This is a genomic window from Paenibacillus sp. ACRRX, from assembly GCF_022346885.1.
Classification (GTDB): Bacteria; Bacillota; Bacilli; order Paenibacillales; family Paenibacillaceae; genus Paenibacillus_B.
In genome coordinates this window covers 824,760-844,849 of sequence record NZ_JAKRNK010000001.1, presented here as the reverse complement: position 1 = coordinate 844,849, position 20,090 = coordinate 824,760, and the positions used below count along the sequence as shown (strand labels likewise).

At 38.0% G+C, this 20,090-nt stretch carries 22 protein-coding genes and 1 pseudogene; 1 reads left to right on the top strand and 22 read right to left on the bottom strand.

The window, feature by feature from the left end; translation table 11 throughout:
• Positions 1–71: 71 nt before the first annotated feature.
• The 22 genes and pseudogenes from MH117_RS03820 to MH117_RS03720 form a co-directional block, all read right to left on the bottom strand.
• Entirely contained in the window at positions 72–3,407 is a 3,336-nt protein-coding gene (locus tag MH117_RS03820) for a family 10 glycosylhydrolase (RefSeq protein WP_239327306.1), read from the bottom strand.
• 346 nt (positions 3,408–3,753) lie between these two features.
• The gene (locus MH117_RS03815) at positions 3,754–4,266 is read right to left on the bottom strand and encodes an SMI1/KNR4 family protein (protein ID WP_239327305.1); all 513 of its coding nucleotides are present in this window, start codon (positions 4,264–4,266) and stop codon (positions 3,754–3,756) included.
• 60 nt (positions 4,267–4,326) lie between these two features.
• On the bottom strand, positions 4,327–5,043 hold the full coding sequence (locus MH117_RS03810; protein WP_239327304.1) for a leucine-rich repeat domain-containing protein: 717 nt from the start codon (positions 5,041–5,043) through the stop codon (positions 4,327–4,329).
• Between the two features lie 191 nt (positions 5,044–5,234).
• Positions 5,235–5,717, bottom strand: coding sequence for a hypothetical protein (locus MH117_RS03805; protein ID WP_239327303.1), 483 nt, complete (start codon positions 5,715–5,717; stop codon positions 5,235–5,237).
• Positions 5,718–5,767: 50 nt separating this feature from the next.
• Entirely contained in the window at positions 5,768–6,388 is a 621-nt protein-coding gene (locus tag MH117_RS03800; protein ID WP_239327302.1) for a hypothetical protein, read from the bottom strand.
• 467 nt (positions 6,389–6,855) lie between these two features.
• Positions 6,856–7,320 (bottom strand): CDI toxin immunity protein, encoded by a 465-nt coding sequence (locus MH117_RS03795; protein ID WP_239327301.1) that lies wholly within the window; start codon positions 7,318–7,320, stop codon positions 6,856–6,858.
• A 207-nt stretch (positions 7,321–7,527) separates the two neighbouring features.
• Complete coding sequence (locus MH117_RS03790) at positions 7,528–8,202, bottom strand: HAD family hydrolase (RefSeq protein WP_239327300.1); 675 nt, start codon at positions 8,200–8,202, stop codon at positions 7,528–7,530.
• Between the two features lie 563 nt (positions 8,203–8,765).
• Complete coding sequence (locus tag MH117_RS03785) at positions 8,766–9,239, bottom strand: DUF2716 domain-containing protein (protein ID WP_239327299.1); 474 nt, start codon at positions 9,237–9,239, stop codon at positions 8,766–8,768.
• Between the two features lie 19 nt (positions 9,240–9,258).
• Complete coding sequence (locus tag MH117_RS03780) at positions 9,259–9,723, bottom strand: hypothetical protein (protein WP_239327298.1); 465 nt, start codon at positions 9,721–9,723, stop codon at positions 9,259–9,261.
• A gap of 69 nt (positions 9,724–9,792) precedes the next feature.
• Positions 9,793–10,239, bottom strand: coding sequence for a hypothetical protein (locus tag MH117_RS03775; RefSeq protein WP_239327297.1), 447 nt, complete (start codon positions 10,237–10,239; stop codon positions 9,793–9,795).
• A gap of 304 nt (positions 10,240–10,543) precedes the next feature.
• Complete coding sequence (locus MH117_RS03770; RefSeq protein WP_239327296.1) at positions 10,544–11,119, bottom strand: hypothetical protein; 576 nt, start codon at positions 11,117–11,119, stop codon at positions 10,544–10,546.
• A 230-nt stretch (positions 11,120–11,349) separates the two neighbouring features.
• A complete protein-coding gene (locus MH117_RS03765; protein ID WP_239327295.1) occupies positions 11,350–11,808 on the bottom strand; it encodes a hypothetical protein in 459 nt (152 codons plus the stop codon).
• Between the two features lie 340 nt (positions 11,809–12,148).
• Entirely contained in the window at positions 12,149–12,436 is a 288-nt protein-coding gene (locus tag MH117_RS03760; RefSeq protein ID WP_239327294.1) for a hypothetical protein, read from the bottom strand.
• A gap of 74 nt (positions 12,437–12,510) precedes the next feature.
• Positions 12,511–12,693 (bottom strand): annotated as a pseudogene (locus MH117_RS26785) (DUF2716 domain-containing protein); the annotation flags it as partial.
• 313 nt (positions 12,694–13,006) lie between these two features.
• On the bottom strand, positions 13,007–13,510 hold the full coding sequence (locus MH117_RS03755) for a hypothetical protein (protein WP_239327293.1): 504 nt from the start codon (positions 13,508–13,510) through the stop codon (positions 13,007–13,009).
• A 470-nt stretch (positions 13,511–13,980) separates the two neighbouring features.
• Entirely contained in the window at positions 13,981–14,397 is a 417-nt protein-coding gene (locus MH117_RS03750; protein ID WP_343224440.1) for a class I SAM-dependent methyltransferase, read from the bottom strand.
• A gap of 360 nt (positions 14,398–14,757) precedes the next feature.
• Positions 14,758–15,387 carry a hypothetical protein gene (locus MH117_RS03745; protein WP_239327292.1) on the bottom strand — a complete coding sequence of 210 codons (630 nt, stop codon included), beginning with the start codon at positions 15,385–15,387 and terminating at the stop codon, positions 14,758–14,760.
• A gap of 258 nt (positions 15,388–15,645) precedes the next feature.
• Positions 15,646–16,044 carry a hypothetical protein gene (locus tag MH117_RS03740; RefSeq protein WP_239327291.1) on the bottom strand — a complete coding sequence of 133 codons (399 nt, stop codon included), beginning with the start codon at positions 16,042–16,044 and terminating at the stop codon, positions 15,646–15,648.
• A gap of 495 nt (positions 16,045–16,539) precedes the next feature.
• Positions 16,540–16,833, bottom strand: a complete 294-nt coding sequence (locus MH117_RS03735) for an RNA polymerase alpha subunit C-terminal domain-containing protein (protein WP_239327290.1) — start codon at positions 16,831–16,833, stop codon at positions 16,540–16,542.
• A gap of 299 nt (positions 16,834–17,132) precedes the next feature.
• Complete coding sequence (locus MH117_RS03730) at positions 17,133–17,645, bottom strand: MepB family protein (RefSeq protein ID WP_239327289.1); 513 nt, start codon at positions 17,643–17,645, stop codon at positions 17,133–17,135.
• 517 nt (positions 17,646–18,162) lie between these two features.
• Complete coding sequence (locus tag MH117_RS03725; RefSeq protein WP_239327288.1) at positions 18,163–18,612, bottom strand: nitroreductase family protein; 450 nt, start codon at positions 18,610–18,612, stop codon at positions 18,163–18,165.
• Positions 18,596–19,291, bottom strand: a complete 696-nt coding sequence (locus MH117_RS03720) for a nitroreductase family protein (protein ID WP_239327287.1) — start codon at positions 19,289–19,291, stop codon at positions 18,596–18,598. The genes MH117_RS03725 and MH117_RS03720 overlap by 17 nt, the downstream gene beginning before the upstream one ends.
• A 234-nt stretch (positions 19,292–19,525) precedes the next feature.
• Between MH117_RS03720 and MH117_RS03715 the strand changes: the two genes are divergently transcribed.
• On the top strand, positions 19,526–20,077 hold the full coding sequence (locus tag MH117_RS03715) for a pyridoxamine 5'-phosphate oxidase family protein (protein WP_239327286.1): 552 nt from the start codon (positions 19,526–19,528) through the stop codon (positions 20,075–20,077).
• The last annotated feature ends 13 nt before the right edge of the window (positions 20,078–20,090 follow it).

The following is a 20,090-nucleotide window of genomic DNA, read 5'->3' as shown; positions in this document are numbered from 1 at the left end:
ATTGATCTGCGGCACCCCGTGAATTCTTTAGGAATTGATAAATCCTAAATATTGCAGCTTTACCTCTATCGTCATTCTTCGTGGTTCCCTTTATCATTACCAGCGCGCTGAATCGTCAGCGTGTAGTTTTTCATTCGTCCATCTTCGGATATCACTTGTAACGTAACCAGATTCGATCCCACTTTAAGTCGTACGGGAATGACCGAATCATTTTTAACATGCTTGCCATCCACGGAAATAACTGAATTCTGATTACTTGTAGTCGCCATAATATCTAGCTGCGTAACCGAGTGCCCGACCTTTACCTTGTAATCATACGTTGATGGTGTGAAGGAAGGCGTTAACTTCATTACCTTCTTCCCCGAGCTCACCGTCAATTTACTTAAATGCGTTTTCGCTGTTTTGGAGAAATAAATGTCTATCATTTTACGGCCGTAGTCCAAATCATGCTTCATTCGATTCTTCACTTCATTATTAATCGAGTTGCTTGCAAGAAGTTTGCTTATGCTGTCGATCTTCAGTTTCACGTCACTTGCAGTCTCATCCGTCATATCAGGATTCACATGTAGATCTTTTACAGCGGATTCAAGTTTCTGTATTAATTTCTTGCCGTCCTTACCGCTCATCCCTTGGAAAGGAACGTAAATTTCATTGATTTTACGGATCATTTCTTCCATCACGGTTGCTAGCGGCTTGGTCGTATCATATTGAGGCAAAATTGCCTTATTACGATACACTCCAATCTTCAGCACCTTGTCATACTTATAATTAAATAGTCCTTCGAACTCGAATAATCCGGATCCAGCTCCATCATTCTTTGTCGCTTCGTTAATTTGATCCACAACAGTCGATGTAGGATTGCCTTGGAACGTGTCTAGACCCGATGAGACAAACGCATTGTCCCCTGCTAATGCCATGGAGTTTCTCAAGTCAGTTACCGTTAATTCCGAGCCTGGCGCATAAGACATATGGAACAAGTGATCGATTAAATTATGATCTAACCAGTATTTCGCTTCTTGTGCGTGCGATTTCGGTGCTTCATCATAGTTCGGCCATACCGCAGTTGTAATTTGTAGCTTTGGTTTGATTTGATGCGCCTCGTTAATTACCCGAACGACCCAGGTATTGATCATGTCCGCACGGAATTGCAGCCATTCATCCCAGTACTGATCTCCTGGATGAAGGTTCAGTGGATCAACGCCATACTTCTCGCTGAATAAGTCGCGAGTATACGTGTCGTAACCGAAATCATTCGTGTAATCTCCAGACCCTGGATATCTGGCATAATCCAAATGCAGTGAAGCAATGTCATATTTCGTAACGAGTTCATCGTATACAGAAGCAACGAAATCTCTAGCTTGCGGAAGCGCTGGATTAAGCCAATACCACTTGGCATTGTGACTGCCTTTTTCATAATCAATACCTTGTCTGCTTTTCATAAGCCAATCGGGATGATTCACCACAACCGGTCCGCCTACAAAGAAGTTCTCTACCCAAGCATGAATTTCAATCCCCTGTTTCTTGCCTTCCTCAATGAATGCCCCAAGTACATCAAAGCCTTCATACAAAGGATTTAATTCGGTATCTGGCAACGATGTTGGCCAAGTGGTATATCCATTCCACCATGTTTCTAGATAGATGGCATTGATACCGGTCTCTTTAATTTTCTTCACATGATCTCGAACCTGCTCCAAGTTCTTTTCCTTCGGCCTCATCCAGAGACCTCGAGTTTGTACTTTCGGAGACTCAAAATTCATGTAACTTGCATCCGTAACTTTCTGATCTAAATCATTTAGTAAATCCATTAACCCGTTGGTACCGCTTTCATTTAATCGCTGTTTGGCTAATTCATAAACGCCCTTTGCCTCTACGATCTTCTGTTCAATATCGGCATAAGGCACATCCATAAATTGATTCTTGGATAACTGGAGCCCCTTCTCTACGCTATCGATACTTATCGAGGCTTTATCTAAGTAAGATTCCGGCGTAAAAATAACCAACACTTCTTTTCTAGCAAAATCCAGACTCAATTTAGCTCCGACCAGTGCGTTGTTCTTTAACCATGCGTTTTTAACCCCATGACCGGATAATACATAGCCGCCTTCAGGAATTTTACTGTTGTTCCCGCCATTGTTCGTTACATATCCATCAGCGTTAACAATCACTTCATTGCCCCATGGGTTCGTGCCAGTCTCCTCGCCATAATTACGATTATAGACGATCAACTGATTCGACCCACGAAATCCTGGATAAGGCACATTGCCAACATTGTCCCAGCCTTCGGGATTATCTTCTTTTACTTTCGGATTAAATGCATCAAACGAGGTTATAGCGGCTTGGTAAATTAAACTATCCGTCACGAGCTCAACCTCTGCACCAATGCGCACTTGACCCGCTAGTTGGTTATAGAATGGACTTGCCGATTGAATCGACAGTACATATCCATCCGATGGAATAGAGGAGTTGTTATCAAGATAAGCCCCTGTGTTGGCATCGTATGCAATCGCCACGGCGTTGATCACCTTATTGCCAACAACTGTAAGCTCCATTCCCCAAGCATTCTGATTGGTGGTTGCGCCATAAGTAGGCTGGTACAACACCACTTCTCCCGATCCACGCGGTCCATTTATTTTATCAATGCCTACTGCAATACCATTCACTTTCAAATATTTGCTAGGCAGAATGGGAATATCTACGTTAATCGCTTGTACGGACTGCCCCACCTCCAAATTCAAGGATGACGCAGCGTTGCCAGAAGCCGAAATGACATAACCGTTCGCGGGAATGTAGGTTCCTCTCTGACCATGAACATCATATGTGCTTTTCACGACCGATACATCATTGGTGATGATATATTGAACGGTATCTTGAGAGAATGGTTTTGTCATCTCACCAAAATGTCGTGTATAGACCGCAATGGTGTTCGTCGGTTGATCCTGATCTACAACGTCGATCGGTATCGTTCCCTGCTCTGTGATGAGCTGTGGACCTCCGACCACCGGTGCAGGTAACGTGTAGCCAACAATCTCAACCGGATCTCCCGGCCTCATATTGTCTTTAATCCACTGTTCACTCGATCCGTGACCAAACAGTACAAAGCCATTCATCGGTATTTGTACTGCACCTTCACGATAAGTGACGTCCGTAACGCTGTAACTACCTTCGTGATAGACCACGACTGCAGCAGCCGCATAAGGGTTCGAATCTGTGAGCTTACTACTATTTTCTCGGGTAAACAGAATCATTTCATCTGAAGCTCCGATGGCTCGATTCACTGCTGAAATGCTGATGGTGTTGCCATTTGCAGCTTTCGCCGTGATGGCTTCATCGGCCAACACAGTCAACGACGTCCCTGAAAAAATGAGAGCAAAACATAAGATAAAAGACAGTGTATTCTTTAATCTCATTTTCAAACCTCCCCATGTTGTTCATGAAAAAACAGCTTCCCAAGCACTCCATCTTATGTACAACTGATCTCATCTACAGATCTACTTTTGCCGAGTTTTTTACAAGCATCACCTCCATCAATAATTATGGCGTATTCCTCTTGATCATAACAGACAACTCACATTCAAGGAAGAATATTTCCGCTTATTTTATAAATAAAATTAAATTTTTTCTCCATTTTTATCTTTACTCTATATGAACGGCATCCATTTCTCCCATAAAATGGAATCAGAAATGCGAAACGAGCCTTAGAAGCGATTCTAAAGGCTCGTTTTTTTGCGGACTTTATTGTTGATGTTTTTACAGTTACCTGCCCTCATAAGCATCCCCATACGACTCGAAATTGTCAGCCAACCAAAACCAATTTTCACCTTTACTAGCGTATAAATGCTCTAAAAAGCTTTTAGCAATAATCTGACTATCCCCTGGTGTTGCATGGGTTTCCAAAAAACTATCATAGCAATAACCTAAATGAGAAGCGCTTAAGTCGATGCTAATGTACTGGTTTATTTGTTCAGATTCAGCAATTAGATACCACTCGTTACTAATATCTCCTTCTAGTTCCTCCCAAATAACATCATCCTCTAGGTAAAGCCTCTTACTAGTTGGAATAAACTCATTTGAAGAAACTATTTTTATCCCATAAGGCTTATCTGAAAACATTTGTAAGGAGTCATAATGGCTAAAGAAATAATTCAAATCTTCTGGAGGAGCTGATTCATTTGTGAAGTCTGTTGTCCTCTTCACAAGTCTGCAATTACTATCCTGTTCAATTTTTTTAATAACCTCTATTATCTTCATAATTACTCCTTCAATCACAAATTTACTTGCACGTAGTATAAATATCGCTCAATGTACATCATCACTTCAATTCTGATCCTATTCAAAGTCTTGTTTGTTCAGCAAATTTGGAAAACTGGCTGTAATTGTTTCCTTCATTCCCTTGGTGTGTCGCGGCAATAGATGAAGTTTCCTTATATTTTTCAATTTTAGAATAGGCGTAATATCTAGGCTCTTATTCTCTAATGCCAGCATCAAAGATAAATACTCCAATCGCATTAATTCTCCAACAGGCCCAAAGCTTTTAACTGGCTTTCCCGTCCCGCTCATTCGTCCATGATTAAGACTTAATTCCTTTACATTCGATAATGATGCAAGCGCCGTTAAATCGTACAAGTGATTCATGCCATAGATATATAAGGTTTGCAGGTTCTGTAACCCTATCAGAAAGTTCAAATCTTTTACTTGGGGCAAATTCGCTAGAATCAACACTTCTAAGCTATGTAAACATGACAAATTGGGGAGATCCCCCATTTTTCCAGAGGAAATATGTAAGTACTTTAGATTCGGCAATGTAGAAAATATTCGTAATCGTTCTTCATCTAGATCAGTGAGGTAGATTCCCTCTACCATTTGATTACCGACCAGCGACTCATAATTCACATATTCCTTCTTAAATTTTTTCAGAGGCGTAAATAAATCAACAATCCGAGTATCTTCTTCCAATGTAGCAAGATCAAAGTTCTCTGCTCTCCTAGTCCCCTCCATAACACCCAAATGAGCATAATAGGAAACAGGAGATTTCTCATCCAGCAAATATCGCTCCCAGTTCATCTTGTTCGCTCACATCCTTCTAAAAGACGACCGTGCTGCATGAACACAGTCTGTCAGTATGTTCGTATTCAAGCAAATCGTAAAGAATAAGCTTTATTGTTGAACCATGATCCATTTTCAAAGGAATTTCGCGTGCCCACATTTTAATGTCATTTATCCATGCAGCGCTCCTCCTAATCAGAAATGATTCCTTTCTTTTTCAGGAACAAAAGCCAATCATCCTGTTCAGAATCCGGGATCACCCTGCAATATCCAGATCCAAACACAACATTTTGCATAAAGAAATCTAATTCTCCAAACCCATTCATCGCAGTTCCGTCTTCATCCAATTTATAAACATTCCCATCCATTCTGTTCATGAGCAATGGTTCATAAAGAATCTGGCCTATTGCTAACCATGATTCTTTGTCATCTTGAATATCTGAGAGCACATATTGATGACCCTCTAATTCACTGTAACTCCACAAATCAATGTCACCGCACCGTGCTCCATTTGTTACTTTTAATAAGTCGTAGTATTTCCCTAGCTTTAACGAATCAGCTTCTTCATGAATCCCCGTGAACCCATCATTTAATTTTCCAAAAACAATCGTTGAAGGATCTTCTTTTAAACCTTCTTTTAGGCAATCAATCATTTTTGTAATATCCTCGTTCATTCAAAATCAACCTCTCTACACTTTTTAGGGCGGGCATTTCATATATACTTTTAAGAATATTGCCAATAGCTTTTTATGGGGTTCTCAATCGAATCTTCTAACATTTGTGCATATAAATAGATAGCACCGAACGCAAAGGGATAACTTTTTCTTGGTTTTATGAGTGTATCTGGATACCCATCCTCATCGACCTGAAATATAAAATCAAAACCGTCATCATGCAACTCCGTATAATAATACTTTTCTCCCTGAATATGCCTTGGAGTTCCCCCAAATTTAATAAGAAAACGTTCCTCAAATGACGCTTTATCACTTAGTATGTTGGCTTCTGAAATATAGTGCTTTACTAAATCAGGATCGGCAAAAGTACCAAGTTTACTCTCTTCTGTTTTAGGATGTTTCATTGTTAATAATGAACAATTGGGATATCTATTTTTCGAAATACGATCTTCAAAATCTTTAGGAGCAAAAATGGAGATCATCTCAGTTTCATCAAAAGGGTTAACGATAGAACAATAAAAATACCTCTGCATATCCTTATTAACCATGCCTTCTAGTTCATCAAAATAAGCCGGTGCATTCCCTCCGATCCATCCATTACGGCTATCCTTTTCACTCGTTTGAAAAAGCATACACTCTTTTCGTTCTTTAAGGCTTTTTAAATCTCTCATTGTAATCCCCTTTCTCTATTTACATTTCATGTGATATCGTCCTGTTCATCTTCTCACCATACTTCGACACCAATCGAGTTAAATCCTACCAGAAAGGGGAATGGCTATGCTTAAAACGTCAAAAACCTGCACAAAGACAGGCAGGAACAATTGCACTGAATCGGCAATTCCAGCAATATGAGGCTAAACGCATTGTAGTCAGCGACCTAACCTATGTCAAAGTCAAAAACAGATGGCACTACATCTGTATGTTGGTCGATCTTTTTAATCGAGAAATTATTGATTTCAATGTGGGGCCGAAAGACGCTGCACTCTTAGTAATGCCTTCAGCATCTGAAATTGGACACCGAATTTACGGAACACTAGGCTATATGAGCCCAGTTGATTTCAGAAATTGGCCCTTAAAAAGTTGTCTAGTTTGGTGTTGACAGTCCAGTTAGCTGATGTTGTCTCTTCATTAAATCAGCTTACATATTGCCTTTTTTTCCTATTGTTATTTCTCCTTCATGGTAATTCTCAATGATAATTCCTTCATCAAAATTTATAATCCATGTATCAAATCCTACAGCAACTATATCTTCAAAATTTTTTATAATATCTTCTATAGTCGTTTCTATTACCGGCAAGTTGTTCTCATTCCAGATAATAAAGTATTTTTCGGTTATATCAATAGAATAAATATTTAACTCTGAAGGCTCTTTAATAGTGAATTTATGGGGGGTCAAGTTCCAATCAACCCTGCCCCACTTAGTAAAAATAAATTCGTCAACCATCTGCTTAACTAGTTCTTGTGATTTTTCATGACTACATATACGAGAATTTACATCAAGGACCTCAATACACTCGTTAAATAAATTTCCATATGAAACATCTTTTTTTATTTTTTTCTTAAGTTGTTCAATTCTAATCTTACGGGCGTTCTTATCTTCCATTTACCATCATCCTTGATAATCTTCTTTGTTATAGTAGCTAGGCAATTTCAGCTAACGTTCTTGTATCTACGAACCCGAGAAGCTTAAGGGAGCAACGCGACCGAGTCCGACGGGCTTAGCCTCGCAAGGCTGCCTGCTGAATTCACTTCCCCGAATCACCTCTTGCAGACCAAGGGGAGGCCAGTCCCCCGTTGCATGAACTTGGTGCTATCTGATGGCTGGACCTTCTTCGAATTGCTCAATCAAACTCATCAATTCCAAGAGATTGGACACTTCTCCAGTCGGGCATACTTTCATCTGCTTCAACTTTTCTTTATCTGATCGATAAGCTATGAACCTTATCCCTGCGCTTATCGATGCCTTCCCATCTATCCATGAATCACCTACAGAGAGCCATTCATTCGCTGAATGCTTAAACTCATCCAACACTCGCAAATAGCCATCAGGTGAAGGCTTCAATGCTTTGATTAACTCCCTACCAATAATGAAATCAAAGTATTCAGAAATATCATTATCTCTTAATGCGATTCCTGCAGCTTCAACAGAATTATTCGTTACAATTGCAAGTTGATATCTACCTTTGAGTTTACTAAGGACCTCCACAGCACCAGGCTCCAAGTCTGCCCCCTTCATTCCACACACTTCATGCTTCTTAGCAATATCCCACATATCATTTCGTAACTCTTCACTCATTCGATTCGTTTGTATTGCTTCTTCAACAATAGTTGATGTTGTATGGTAACTAAGATCATATCCATCGCTTAGAATCTCTTTCGATACGAGAAATTGATAGGTTGCATTCTTCATGGCTTGGAAGTCAATTCTTGATCTTAAAATAGTATTATCCATATCAAATACAATGCCTTTTAATGGATGCTTCATAGGATTGTGAGCTGACTCCACTTCTCTGCTTACCTATTCATACGAACCAAAGTTGTAGCCGGAGCGGATATACGGTCTAGGCCATCTTAGATCAACTAGATAATTCTTTTCTATATTACATCCTTGTTATTCGCAGAATAGGATCGTATTGATGGAAATTCTTGTGATTCAATTTTAAAATATACATTATCTTCAGACCAATCATCCCAACCTTCAGCTTTAGAATGTGGAACATTCGATACATAATATCTTAAATCAAATCTTTTAATAAGCCTGGTTGTAAACTCTTCAATTCCCTTCAATTGACCCTTATTATCCATGCCGAATAGTCGCTCTCTCCATACGGAAGATACAATTACTGCATACACAACATCTACGAGATGCTCTTTATGTTTTTTCTTTCTTATTCTTTTATTTATATCAATTCCTCCTAGTTATACTTCAATTATTAATTTTAACTTGCCTTGATGTCATATAACGTTCTTGTGTCTCCGAACCTACAATGTCTTAAGGGATCTACATCGTCCAGCCGCAACGCGGCGTAAATACAATTTTAGATGAGTTCATCCACATCTTCTAATTATCCCCTCCAAAAGCTTTGGTTTATGCTTAATAAATTGTTCTATTAATTGCTCACCAAATATTGTAATACTGCGTTCCCAAGGATGACCTAAAAGGCCAAAGCTAAAATCATTGGATAAGAATAAGGAATAATCTCCATCAGGATAAAATGAAATTCTTTGGTACGTGTCTTGTAGATATGGAGAGTAATAAAACGATTCATGCTGCCAATCAAGAGCATATATGTATTCTTCTGGTTCTAAACAAGTTCTTAAAGAACTTGCACAAAATTCTTCAAATTCATCGATATCTTCATCATGATAGATCTTCTTTATTTCAAAAGTTACAAATGGACTATTTACAGTAAATGTAGGCCAGTCCTTAGGATATACAGTTGGCTTGAATGAAAAATCTATATAGAATCTATCCCATACTCTTCTATATTCATCATCCTCTAATGAAATCCAATTATTCATTAGCTTCACCTCGTTCTACCTAGATTGTGTTGTAAAAGATGTTTTTTATGTACGTCTGATCTCCATAACGAATCACCTTTGGATAATCAGATATCTCCTGTTTCAATAAATCATTACTCTCATTTATTTTGCTTTTAACCTCTGCCCTTGAGTAAATACGATATAGTACATTCTTTACTTCTCTAAAATTATGAATTGAACTGCGTACTCCTAGTTTCACCATATTGTATTGATCAGTAAAATCATGAAACAAATCGATTAATATAAAACTTTCCCTATCATCTTTATCAAAAAATACATAAACATCCCCTTGACCTACACTGTAAGGTCCTTCGCCATATGATAGATATTTATGATACAATTCTGCTAGATCGATATTGATATGAAATAATCTTATTAATTCCTCAAAGCTAGATGCCTCATCTGCTTCATCTATCAAATCAAAAAACGGCAAATAAAAGGATATTTCAGTATAACTCTCCATTTTTATTTCCTTTCTTTCTTAAGATGAATAATCCAGATCAGTGTTAGTCGAATTTTCTTTGAATATCCCTCACAATATGATTGGTTTATATTTTAATCCTTCTTCTATGATCTCTTCCGGAGATAGATCTTGATAGTATATTAAATCAGATATATCAGGCATCATCATATTCGCTGTTAATACTTCCAAATAAAAACTAGTGTCATTTCCATATGTCTCTATATCTAGGATTCTTCTAACCAATTCAATTAATTCATCTTTCGTAATTTCATTCATTTTCACCGGATAAGGGTTACTAGCTTCGTTTACAAAATCATCTATCGAAATGGAACGCCAGTAATTTGAAAAGTAATACTCGTCATATTCTCTTCCCGTCAATTTATTGAATTCTTCAATTTCAGCAAAAGCTGTTTTTCCACTTTCTAGTAACAACTCAATTTGTTCGATTTTTGATTTTAATAGGTTTTTAAATTCATCAGTTCTATTTATCGGTTCTAATTCTTTTCGTAATTTCATTTGTTGTAACCCCCTCCATTTTTCTATATTCAACACCATGAATATGTATCAGCAATTCCGCCCAATTCGATTATTATAGCTTTGATTTTATCCATCTCTTTAATTCCTCTCGAATTTCATATAACGTTTCTTTCCATCACGAACCCGAAAGGCTTAGTAGCATAGCGACTGGCCACGATGCAGTTAGGAAAAGGGTTGTTCGCTGATTTCACCGCACTGCTTATCTCTTAGGGCAAAGCCCACAGCGAAGACAGCAGTAGATACAGTGTTAGTGTTATACGATGGTATTTTGAAAATACCCAGATCATTGCCTCTTTATCATCATTTGAATGAGTTCCCTATTATCGCCTGCATCTGGTTCAGCATTATCCCAATCTTGACCATACATCATGTCAGTGTGTCTGATAAGAAAGTCGAGTTCAATCCATCGATTCTCAATAATCAACTCAAAAACATATGCGATTTTATTAACCATAAACTTATTAAGCGTTTTCATATCTTCCTGAGAAAGTTGGTTCTTCGGACCCGCATGCATTTCTTCAATAGGACCATTTCTAAAAGCAAAATGCGTAATTGCTTTTGAAATCACTGTTAAATTATCACTAACCATTAGAGTATCTTTATATTTTTCATTAACTTCCTTTGCTTCGTCAGTCTTCGCTAGAAGTAATTCATCAAGTATAGAATTCCTTATTGTGATCCCGAATTTCCTTCTTCTGTATGTGATTTTAGATTCTTTAACTTCAAATAATTGTGAGATAAGGTAATCTGACAGTTCTTCTTCAATAAACAGGTTCTTAAGTAGTTCTGGGGTGAGTTCTTCTAGATTTAATTTTTCACCTGCTTCTTTTCTTGTTTTAAGTTCTTCATATAATTTCATAGCATATACCTCCTACTATTAAATTCCTTGCACTATCATATAACGATTTATTATTCGCAACGTCCATTGCCCTTAGAGATCTCTTATCTTAGGGAGATCGATGTATCCACCTGACTCCACATCTCAGCCAATATCCCCGGACGAACCGCAGCGTGAATATAATGTTATAGGGGCCTTGGCTTCATCGATGTTCTTACTCAATTTGCATTTTGGTTAGACGATGATTGTCATTAATCATTCTGGTTGGACAGTTTCTGACTAATAAAGATTTCATTCAAACCGATAGTAGTAGCTATTGCAAAATCCGTTAATTTACTATCATATTTGTGGATCTCAAGGCTCTTGAGTTTGAATTTGAAATTACCTATTGCCAGATCACTATCATTGTATTTATATTGAATAAACATTTTCAAACCATCATAGATGGAACATATAACCATAGGGAATGCTAATTCCCATTCAATATCACCTCTCAAATCATCTTGAAGTCGTGCCTCATTTTCAAAGACGATGCCTCCTTCATAAGGCTCAATTACGAAATCAATGATGGCGAAACGTCCTGGCGGCCCAGACTGTCTAATGTATCTAGCCCGTTGTTCAACACGTTCTACTACAGAAATAATCGATACTTTGTCTTTTTCATAAGGTGGAAATATCCAAATTTTATTTACCACTCGTAATGCCCCCATGTCATTCGCCAAATAATACTGAAGTTGCGCTTACCTAACCCATTAACTTAACAAGGCAAAATCAACAATAAGCGTTATATCGGATCGGTAAGCTATGAGCTTTATCCCTACGTATCTCTATGCCTTCCCATCTATCCATGAATCGCCTACAGAGAGCTATTCATTTGATGGCTTCAACAGAATTTTCTCGTTACAATTACAATCTGATATCTACCTTTGAGTTCACTAAGGACCCTCAAATGGCAAAGCCCGCAGCATAGAGATGATGCTATATGATCGATCTTCTTGGATAACTTTCATGATCATTGTATTTATATGAATTTTTGTTATCCAGTTAAATCTAGGCATAATAACCTCCTTCTAACAGATAAGTTGTTGTCTCTTTATAATGTTTATAGATCTTACTGAATGCTCTGTTTGCCTTATGTTGATATTTTCCATCACTTAAGCATGGCCTAATTACTTTCACTACTTCCGTCATATTCGTATCACTTGGTAACTCACCAGATATTAATTTTTCTAAGTCTAATTGAAACATCCCTTCAAAGTTTTCAGAACAATCCCCGTACACATATATTGCTTTATTATCATCCATTTTTAGTAATTTAAATAGGATACAAAATGCCATTGGACTAACACCCTTCAATCTTATTTATAATTTGCAGCCGATACTTCATATAACGTGCTTGTGCCTCCGAATCCTCAACGCCTTAATCCCGCCACGACGCAGCATAGATACGATGTTAGGTGAAGTTCATCCACGCCTACTATTATCCCCTCCAAAATCTTTGGTTTATGCTTAATAAATTGTTCTATCAATTGTTTACCAAATATTATTATACCGTGTTCCCAAGGATGACCTAAAAGGCCACAGCTAAAATCATTTTTAAGAAAAAGTAATAATCTCCATCAGAATAAAATGAAATTCTCAGTGGCGTGTCTTGTAAATATGGAGAATAACAATACGATTAATGTTGCCATTCAAGGGCATAGATATATGCTTCCGGTTCTAAACAATAAAATACGAAATTATACCAATTTCCAAACTAAACTCAGCATCGATGTATAACCTACACATAAACACTAACCAGTTATTAAAATATATTTCAAACAAATTCTTCAATTAACTTCTATTACGCATAGAACTGATTATTCTCGTATAACCACAAAATTAATAACTGTTTCCGTACGAATTGGATCACTTAAATGTATTTTTAATTGGTTTGCTATAGTTCCATTCAATTATTTTTATCCCAAAATATTTCTCTAATTGTTCTTCTGTGAGTGGCGTAGAATCGAAATGAGTTTCATTTGGCTTAATACTATATTCTTCGATGTATTTTATTTGAGGCTTTTCGGAAAACGAACCATCTGGATCACCCATAAAATATCTTGCAAGACCATAGTTATAGAACACTTCAACTCTAGAATTGACTCTATTAGGTTTGAGCACAGAGTGTACATTTTCATCACTTAAAATCGAAATTCTGTTCGTTCCGCTTTTTAAAAAGTCATCCCATTTTCGTATATAACCCAATCCACTATTTGAAGAGATTTCTCGAAAATCACAAACTACAATGTCATTTATGTCATACACTTTTCCGTTCAATTCGTATTTTAAATGAAACGGGAATTCACCATGCTTTATGGTTGGAGGCAGTGGTTTTCCACAACCGTTTAAACTGACGATTATTATTGCCATGATCATAATTAACGCTAATATTTTTCGCATATGCACCTCAGAAAATTATAAATTATCTTTGTCTCAACAACATCATGTAACATAAAATCATTGCAGAAATACCGATAGAATGCATTCCTATACAGCATCACTCTACCTAATGAACTGTCTATTTTTGTTGGTAACAAAATAAATATCTTATTTCAATGATATCAAAATATTTCTATAAATATTAAAAAAAACTATCTTTAACCAAGATTTCATCTAACTTTCTTGTCTCTACAGTTCTGAGAGGCATAAGGCGCGAATGTGCCGGATGTATTCGCAACTTGGTATTGTAGGGTTTCCTGATTCATCTTCTCCAAAATCTACGGATAGACCAAGGAGAGAATATAACACAGCGTAAATACGGTATTTCACGATCTGGCATCTTCTTCGCGATACTTACCTTACTTATTGCCGACAATAATTGTTGCATATTTACTTTCAGTTTACTGAAGTGACTGAATTTGAAAACCAGTTGATAGAAAAATACAAACATATTCTTCCAATTCAATTGGATGAAGCTTTACCTTCCTGCTTCCATAATCAAACCAATCATCATCTTTACTTACTGATAAAACAAATAATCTATTATCCTCAAGTGAATGGAAAATAATACGGAGCGCTTTCTCTTTTTCTTCTATGTGCAAAGATGTCAATACACTACACGTTAGATCAAAAGTATCCGTGGGAATAAAATCATTAATATCAGCCATTACTAGCTCAATGTTTGAACATGTACATAAATTTGACCCTACTATATCCAGAATCTTTGTTGAGATATCAATACCAATAAAATACTGATAACCTTCATTTACAATCGATTTTGCTATCCTACCTATTCCAACTCCAACATCTAATACGATTTTGCTATCTGCTTTTACAGCATCAAAAGAATGGGATTATCCCATCTATTCATATAAGCTTGTAATATTGGAGGGTCTTCTAATGGATCATAGGATCATATCCTCCATTAATCAGCCGTTGGTAATACTCGAGAGTGCTAACTATCATCATGAGTATACCGACCTCTTCTCTTTTAGTAGTATTAATATGCTCATGTCGTATAATGTTGTTGTATTCGCGACGTCTCTTTCCCTTAAATTGCTCTTCCCTTAGAAGGATCAATATGTCCGGCTGCTTACACTTCTCCGAAATCCTCCTGCCTAATCGAAATGACCCGATGCGACTGTTATATGTGTGGTAAACGTCATTCTGAAATACAATCACCAAGGTTCTTTAATCCATGTTTCTCTTCGAGCTATAAATAATTCATTCTCCTGAAGCTTCGAGAAAAATATTGCCTCATCGATAACTTGATCATAATTCATATTGCCTTTATTTATTATGGCAGCATCAAACATCCATATATCATCCAAGTCATTCTGCATTAACGCTTCCCAAGGACGACCATCCGCTGCTTCATTAGTAAAATACACACCAGAATGATTAGGGAGATGTGAGAATGCAGTCAATACCTTCCAAATCACTGATCTAAGCTCTTCTCTTAAGACGTAGTCGTAAGAACTTTGTACAATCTCCTCTGTCCAAAAAAGAAGGCTAACTTCAAGCCAAGATTGCTGCAATTCTTTGATGCTTTTTGAGGTCCAACCCATAACAAAAGGACGAATGTGTAAAAGATGTCCATCCATCATAAGTTCTTTTGTATCTTCACCTTCACTCACATACATAGAGCCGTCCTCATCCATTTCCCACTCTAGTCCACGAAAAGTAGATACTATTTCAGCGTCTTTAATCCCACAGTCATGTAATACGTTTATAAAGTCATGCATGATCTCTTTTATATTGGTTTGATCGCACTTTATATAAGTTTGAATTTGAGAATATTCCGGCATCGTATCCCTCATTTCATTGTTGCGTGTATTTCACCAAACTATTTGTCCGAACTTCTTCAACAATTCCATATTATGAAAATAAATGAACTTCGTAAATACCTCCTATATCGGCAAGGAGTATATATTAAAAAAACCGCGATTTAAGCGGTTTGCAAGGCCTATATAACATCAGTGACTTTCCTATTGTGTCATCAAGAGAACATGCTTGCTTTGCCATCGAACGTATTTATATACAGTTAATATGAAATGCTTCCTATCCTAATCCCAATCCATATACGATTGAACTTTTAGCTTTTCATTTCCGCAATCAGGACAGTCCAGTTGGATATCCACTATGTAGTCAATAGGCTTTGGCGGCATTAAAGCCGAGCAGCGTGGACAAGTATAACGATTGGTGTAAGCATCGCTATCTGAATTGATGTGCAAATACACCTCATTTAGCAGATAACGACACGACTGACAAACATATAGGCCGTCAAAACATTCAAACGACGCTTCCTTGTCCGTTTGAATGAACTCTCTGATTCGTTGTCGACCGACGTCATCCTTGTACCATTCTAGTATGGAACTCAAACTACAATAGTTGAACCCGAATCCTATGTATATATTTTGGCTGTATGCGCAATGCCCGCAGCTCAATTGATAAGCCACTCCCATTAGTTCAGCCTCCTTTATGTTGTTCTACATTTTTTAAGATCACCCTCTGTTGAATTTACAACTTCCTGCGATTGCTCTTGTTCAGAAACGATCTAGTAAAATAAAATGAAAGTCCAACTGACAACAATAAAGCAATCAAGCTCTTTAAGTGATAATCGGAAATCATAGTTGAAACAAACGCATTAACAAATACTTGAATGATGATCAACAAGACCATAAAAACTGCAACCGCATATAGAACCCTCTTTGCATTTATCACTTTATTATTCCCTCCACATAAATCTCTCAGTGACTGTCATTTAAATTACCTATTCCATATTATGAGATTCGATAGACTTCGTAAATACCAAATCGCACATCAGTTAATCCTACAAAAAAACCGCGATTTACGCGGCATGTGATGTTTATATTAACTTTAGAATTGGAATATTCATCTTCATGATCGAGCTCGATCCCGCTTATTCATTTTCACATTCTGTATTTAAATATCAAGCGTTAGTTTTTAAAAGCTAATCCTTCATTCTGCAGAGCAGCCCTAAGTTTAGGCAAAGATGCCGGCCCCATACCGTGAAATTGCAAGATTTCTTTTTCCGTATATGTCGAAAGCTGTTCTAGTGAGGTTATTCCATTGTGTTCCAATGCTCGCCGCGCTGGTGCCGAGAGAAGAGCAAGAAATCCGTTTACCGGTTTACGTTCTTGCTCACAGATCGGGCAGGTTGGACAATCGCTACTTTTATAGTATTGATGCCCTTTTTTACAAGTCCTTAACGTTTTGTTTGTTGTCGCCATGTTTATCTGTCACCCTTCTTTGTGAGTATCCACTCACTTGCTTTATACATATACTTCATTCCGTCAGTCTTCGCTGCACATACTCCGTTCTTTGAGTTTCGCATACTATACAAGACACGCTTCTACTTTTGATTCAAGCACTTCTGCCATTTTCAAATAAATATCAGGAGTAAGCTTCCCATGCGCTACTACTTCTCCACGAGGTACACAGCAGCAAAATGGTGCTACGTTATTTTTTTAAAACCGCTTCGTTAAATAAGTATGCTCTTACTAATTACTTGTTAAAATAAATGACGTTTTTAGTTAAAGTATAGTTTTAATAATTTTTCCATTTGTAAGCTATTTTTATCGTTGATAACAATAAAATATGGTAATTGCCACTTTTGTGTTGCAATAGCTTGTGTACTATTTGGGGTATCCCAACTTGGGTAAACTCTAATTGCCATTTTCCCTTTTGCAGTAGCTGATTTAAAAATATTTTGTTGTACAAGGACTTCTTTTGGGAAAACGAATTGTCCAAAATATTGATTATTAGTGGTAAAGGTATTAATAACTATTAAATCAGGAGTATTCTCGTATGAAAACGCTTGATTTTTATGATCTATATCTTTTTCCCAAAAGGCAACAAACTGTCCTGTCTTAGCAGGTGTTATTTTTGCAACTCTAAATCTAACCGATTTAGAATTTAGCTCAAATACCCCGGCTCCATATTCCGAATTTTGAGCTTCTTCTCGAACAGAACTTACCGTTAAACCATTAGGTTTGTACAGCGTTTCATTTACAAATGTTAGCGCCTTATAGAAATTATTCATCGCCATACTACTCCTTTTTATACTACAAAATACAATACATAACATTAGCACCCGGAACGACAGAATCCGTCTTACAGTGCTTCTCGCTGAATATGTAACTACTATCTTGTCGTTCCATATCCCATCCGGTACATACAGTAATACAATCTCTAACATATCACTTGTAGTTAGTATTAATCCATAAGTTCACCGATTAATTCCTTAGTTATCAGCTATCCAACCAGAAAAGTGTGCAGGGTGTGAGAAAAGTCTACCTATATTCTTTCTTGTCATTATGATCTATCCGAAGATTTCACGAATTTGTTACGTCATTTCAATTTTCCTTGGCTTAGCCACCAAGTGACCTACTTACACCCCGAATTAAAGAACTATCTTGTCTGAGCGTCAGGCCTAATCCTCACCTTCACTCCCGCTCCCTACGTCACTTTTATACCCAGCAAGCAGCTCAACTCCTCATAAAAATAGCCCCTGTCCCATTGGACAAAGGCTATCCGTACACTGAACATATATCCCGCACCTACCAATGCTCAATCTTAATCGTTGATGAATGTGAACCCACCTTATCCTGCACAGCGTTCTCCCCATCACGATATCCGATCGCAATAAGCCCTACTACACGCTCATGGCTCCCAATGTCCGTCAGTGACAATATCTCTTTGCAAGGGGAGAAATCACCCGCTTCCCAATACATGCCCAGGCCACGTGACCATCCCAACAGCTGCACGTTGCGCACTAGACAGCAGGCCGCCGCATAGTCCTCACTCGCAATGTGGGCGTTTTTTTCCTGGCGGGCTGCAACGATAAGTATTCCTGCTGCTCGCTCCATGATGGCTCCAAGTTCCGAGCTGCGCTCCTTGGCTATAGCTTTGGCAAGTCGCTTTTGTGCGGCATCCGTTGTATAACGAAAGCTCCACGGTTCTCGGTTACGATGGTTCGGCGCCCAGACTGCATCATCTAAAATCTCCATAATCAGCTCTTGCGGAACAGGCTGCGCCGTATAATCTTGAATCGGTTGCCAGTCGAGTATCATAGACCGGATCGTTGTCATTAGTAAGTTCATCCCTTTCAGTCAACAGCGTAAATTTTTGGTTCGCAGCTATCCGCGGTTTTGCCTTTGGAACTTTGTCGTACGCTCCTACATAACACAAGCAATGGAGCTGCTCCTCCTCCTGAAGCCCTAGGCCTTTCTTTAAGGAAGGATGCTGTAACATTTCATCCGTACCCCATACCATCCCTATACGCTGTTCCCAAGCCAACAGCGAAAAGGTATGCAGTAAGGAGCTCACTGCTGCATCATTTCGCTCCCTCCGTTGTATATCCATGTCTCGTCGTGTAATAACCGCAAGCAGAGCTGGAATTTTCACAATTCGGCTAATCATAAATTGACTTACTTTATTCGGTACCCACTTATACAGTTTCTGCTCCGTATAAATGCTCATGACGGCTTCACCTACCTTGCGCTTGCCCTCTTCGCTCGTAGCCAGCAAGAATCGACAGGGCAGTTCGCCAAATTCTTTTTCACAGGATACCGCAGCAGCAGCCAATAAGGCTTCTATACGATCAGAAGACAACGGTTCCGACTTATAGCTCCGAATCGTCCGTCTTTCCCGGATTACATTTGAGACTACAGACTTATACTGATCCATATCCTTTTAATCCTCCCTGCTCATATTCAGAATTGTTGTCTCCATTATATCGATATTGATAATCATTATCAATTAATATATAAACAATTTCCGTTTTTTCTACGAAAGCACCGAATATGGACTGCTTCAATCTGATTTTTTTGGATGTAGTAAACCATCAAAAAAGAGCTAGGATAGAATCATAGCAAAATAAAATTTAGGTGTTAATGGAGAAGAGAAAGGAAGCTACTAAATATGAGACCTATAATTCATGCACAAAGAAACTGCGAGGATCAGGAAAAGATTAACGATTTTTTGATTAATACCCGAACAGGCTTATTAGGCTTGGCCGATGAACTTCAACCGTATGTCATCCCATTAAATTTTGTTTGGTGGAATTCATGCATCTACTTCCACGGCCTGAGCAGCGGCAGGAAAGTTTCCATAATCGAGCAAAATAATACTGCTTGTTTTACGGTATTCCAAGAGTTTGGTACCGTGACTGATCCAGTCCCAGCTAAAACAGATACAGCCTACATGAGCGTAATGTTGTTTGGAAGCGTGGAAAAGGTGCATCAACTTGACGATTCGACAGGTGTTCTTCAGCAATTCCTGAACAAGTATGTACCCGGTTTTTACGACCGTCCATTATCGAAAGTTCATGTTGATAAATACCGTTCGTCTCTTGATAATCAAACAGTATCTGTATATCGCTTGCAACCACACACAATAACAGCGAAAGAAAATCCTGTACACGAGCAAAACCTGTTTTACCCGGGAAAATCAGTTTCCAATTCCAGCAGCTGACGCGGTTTCGGTG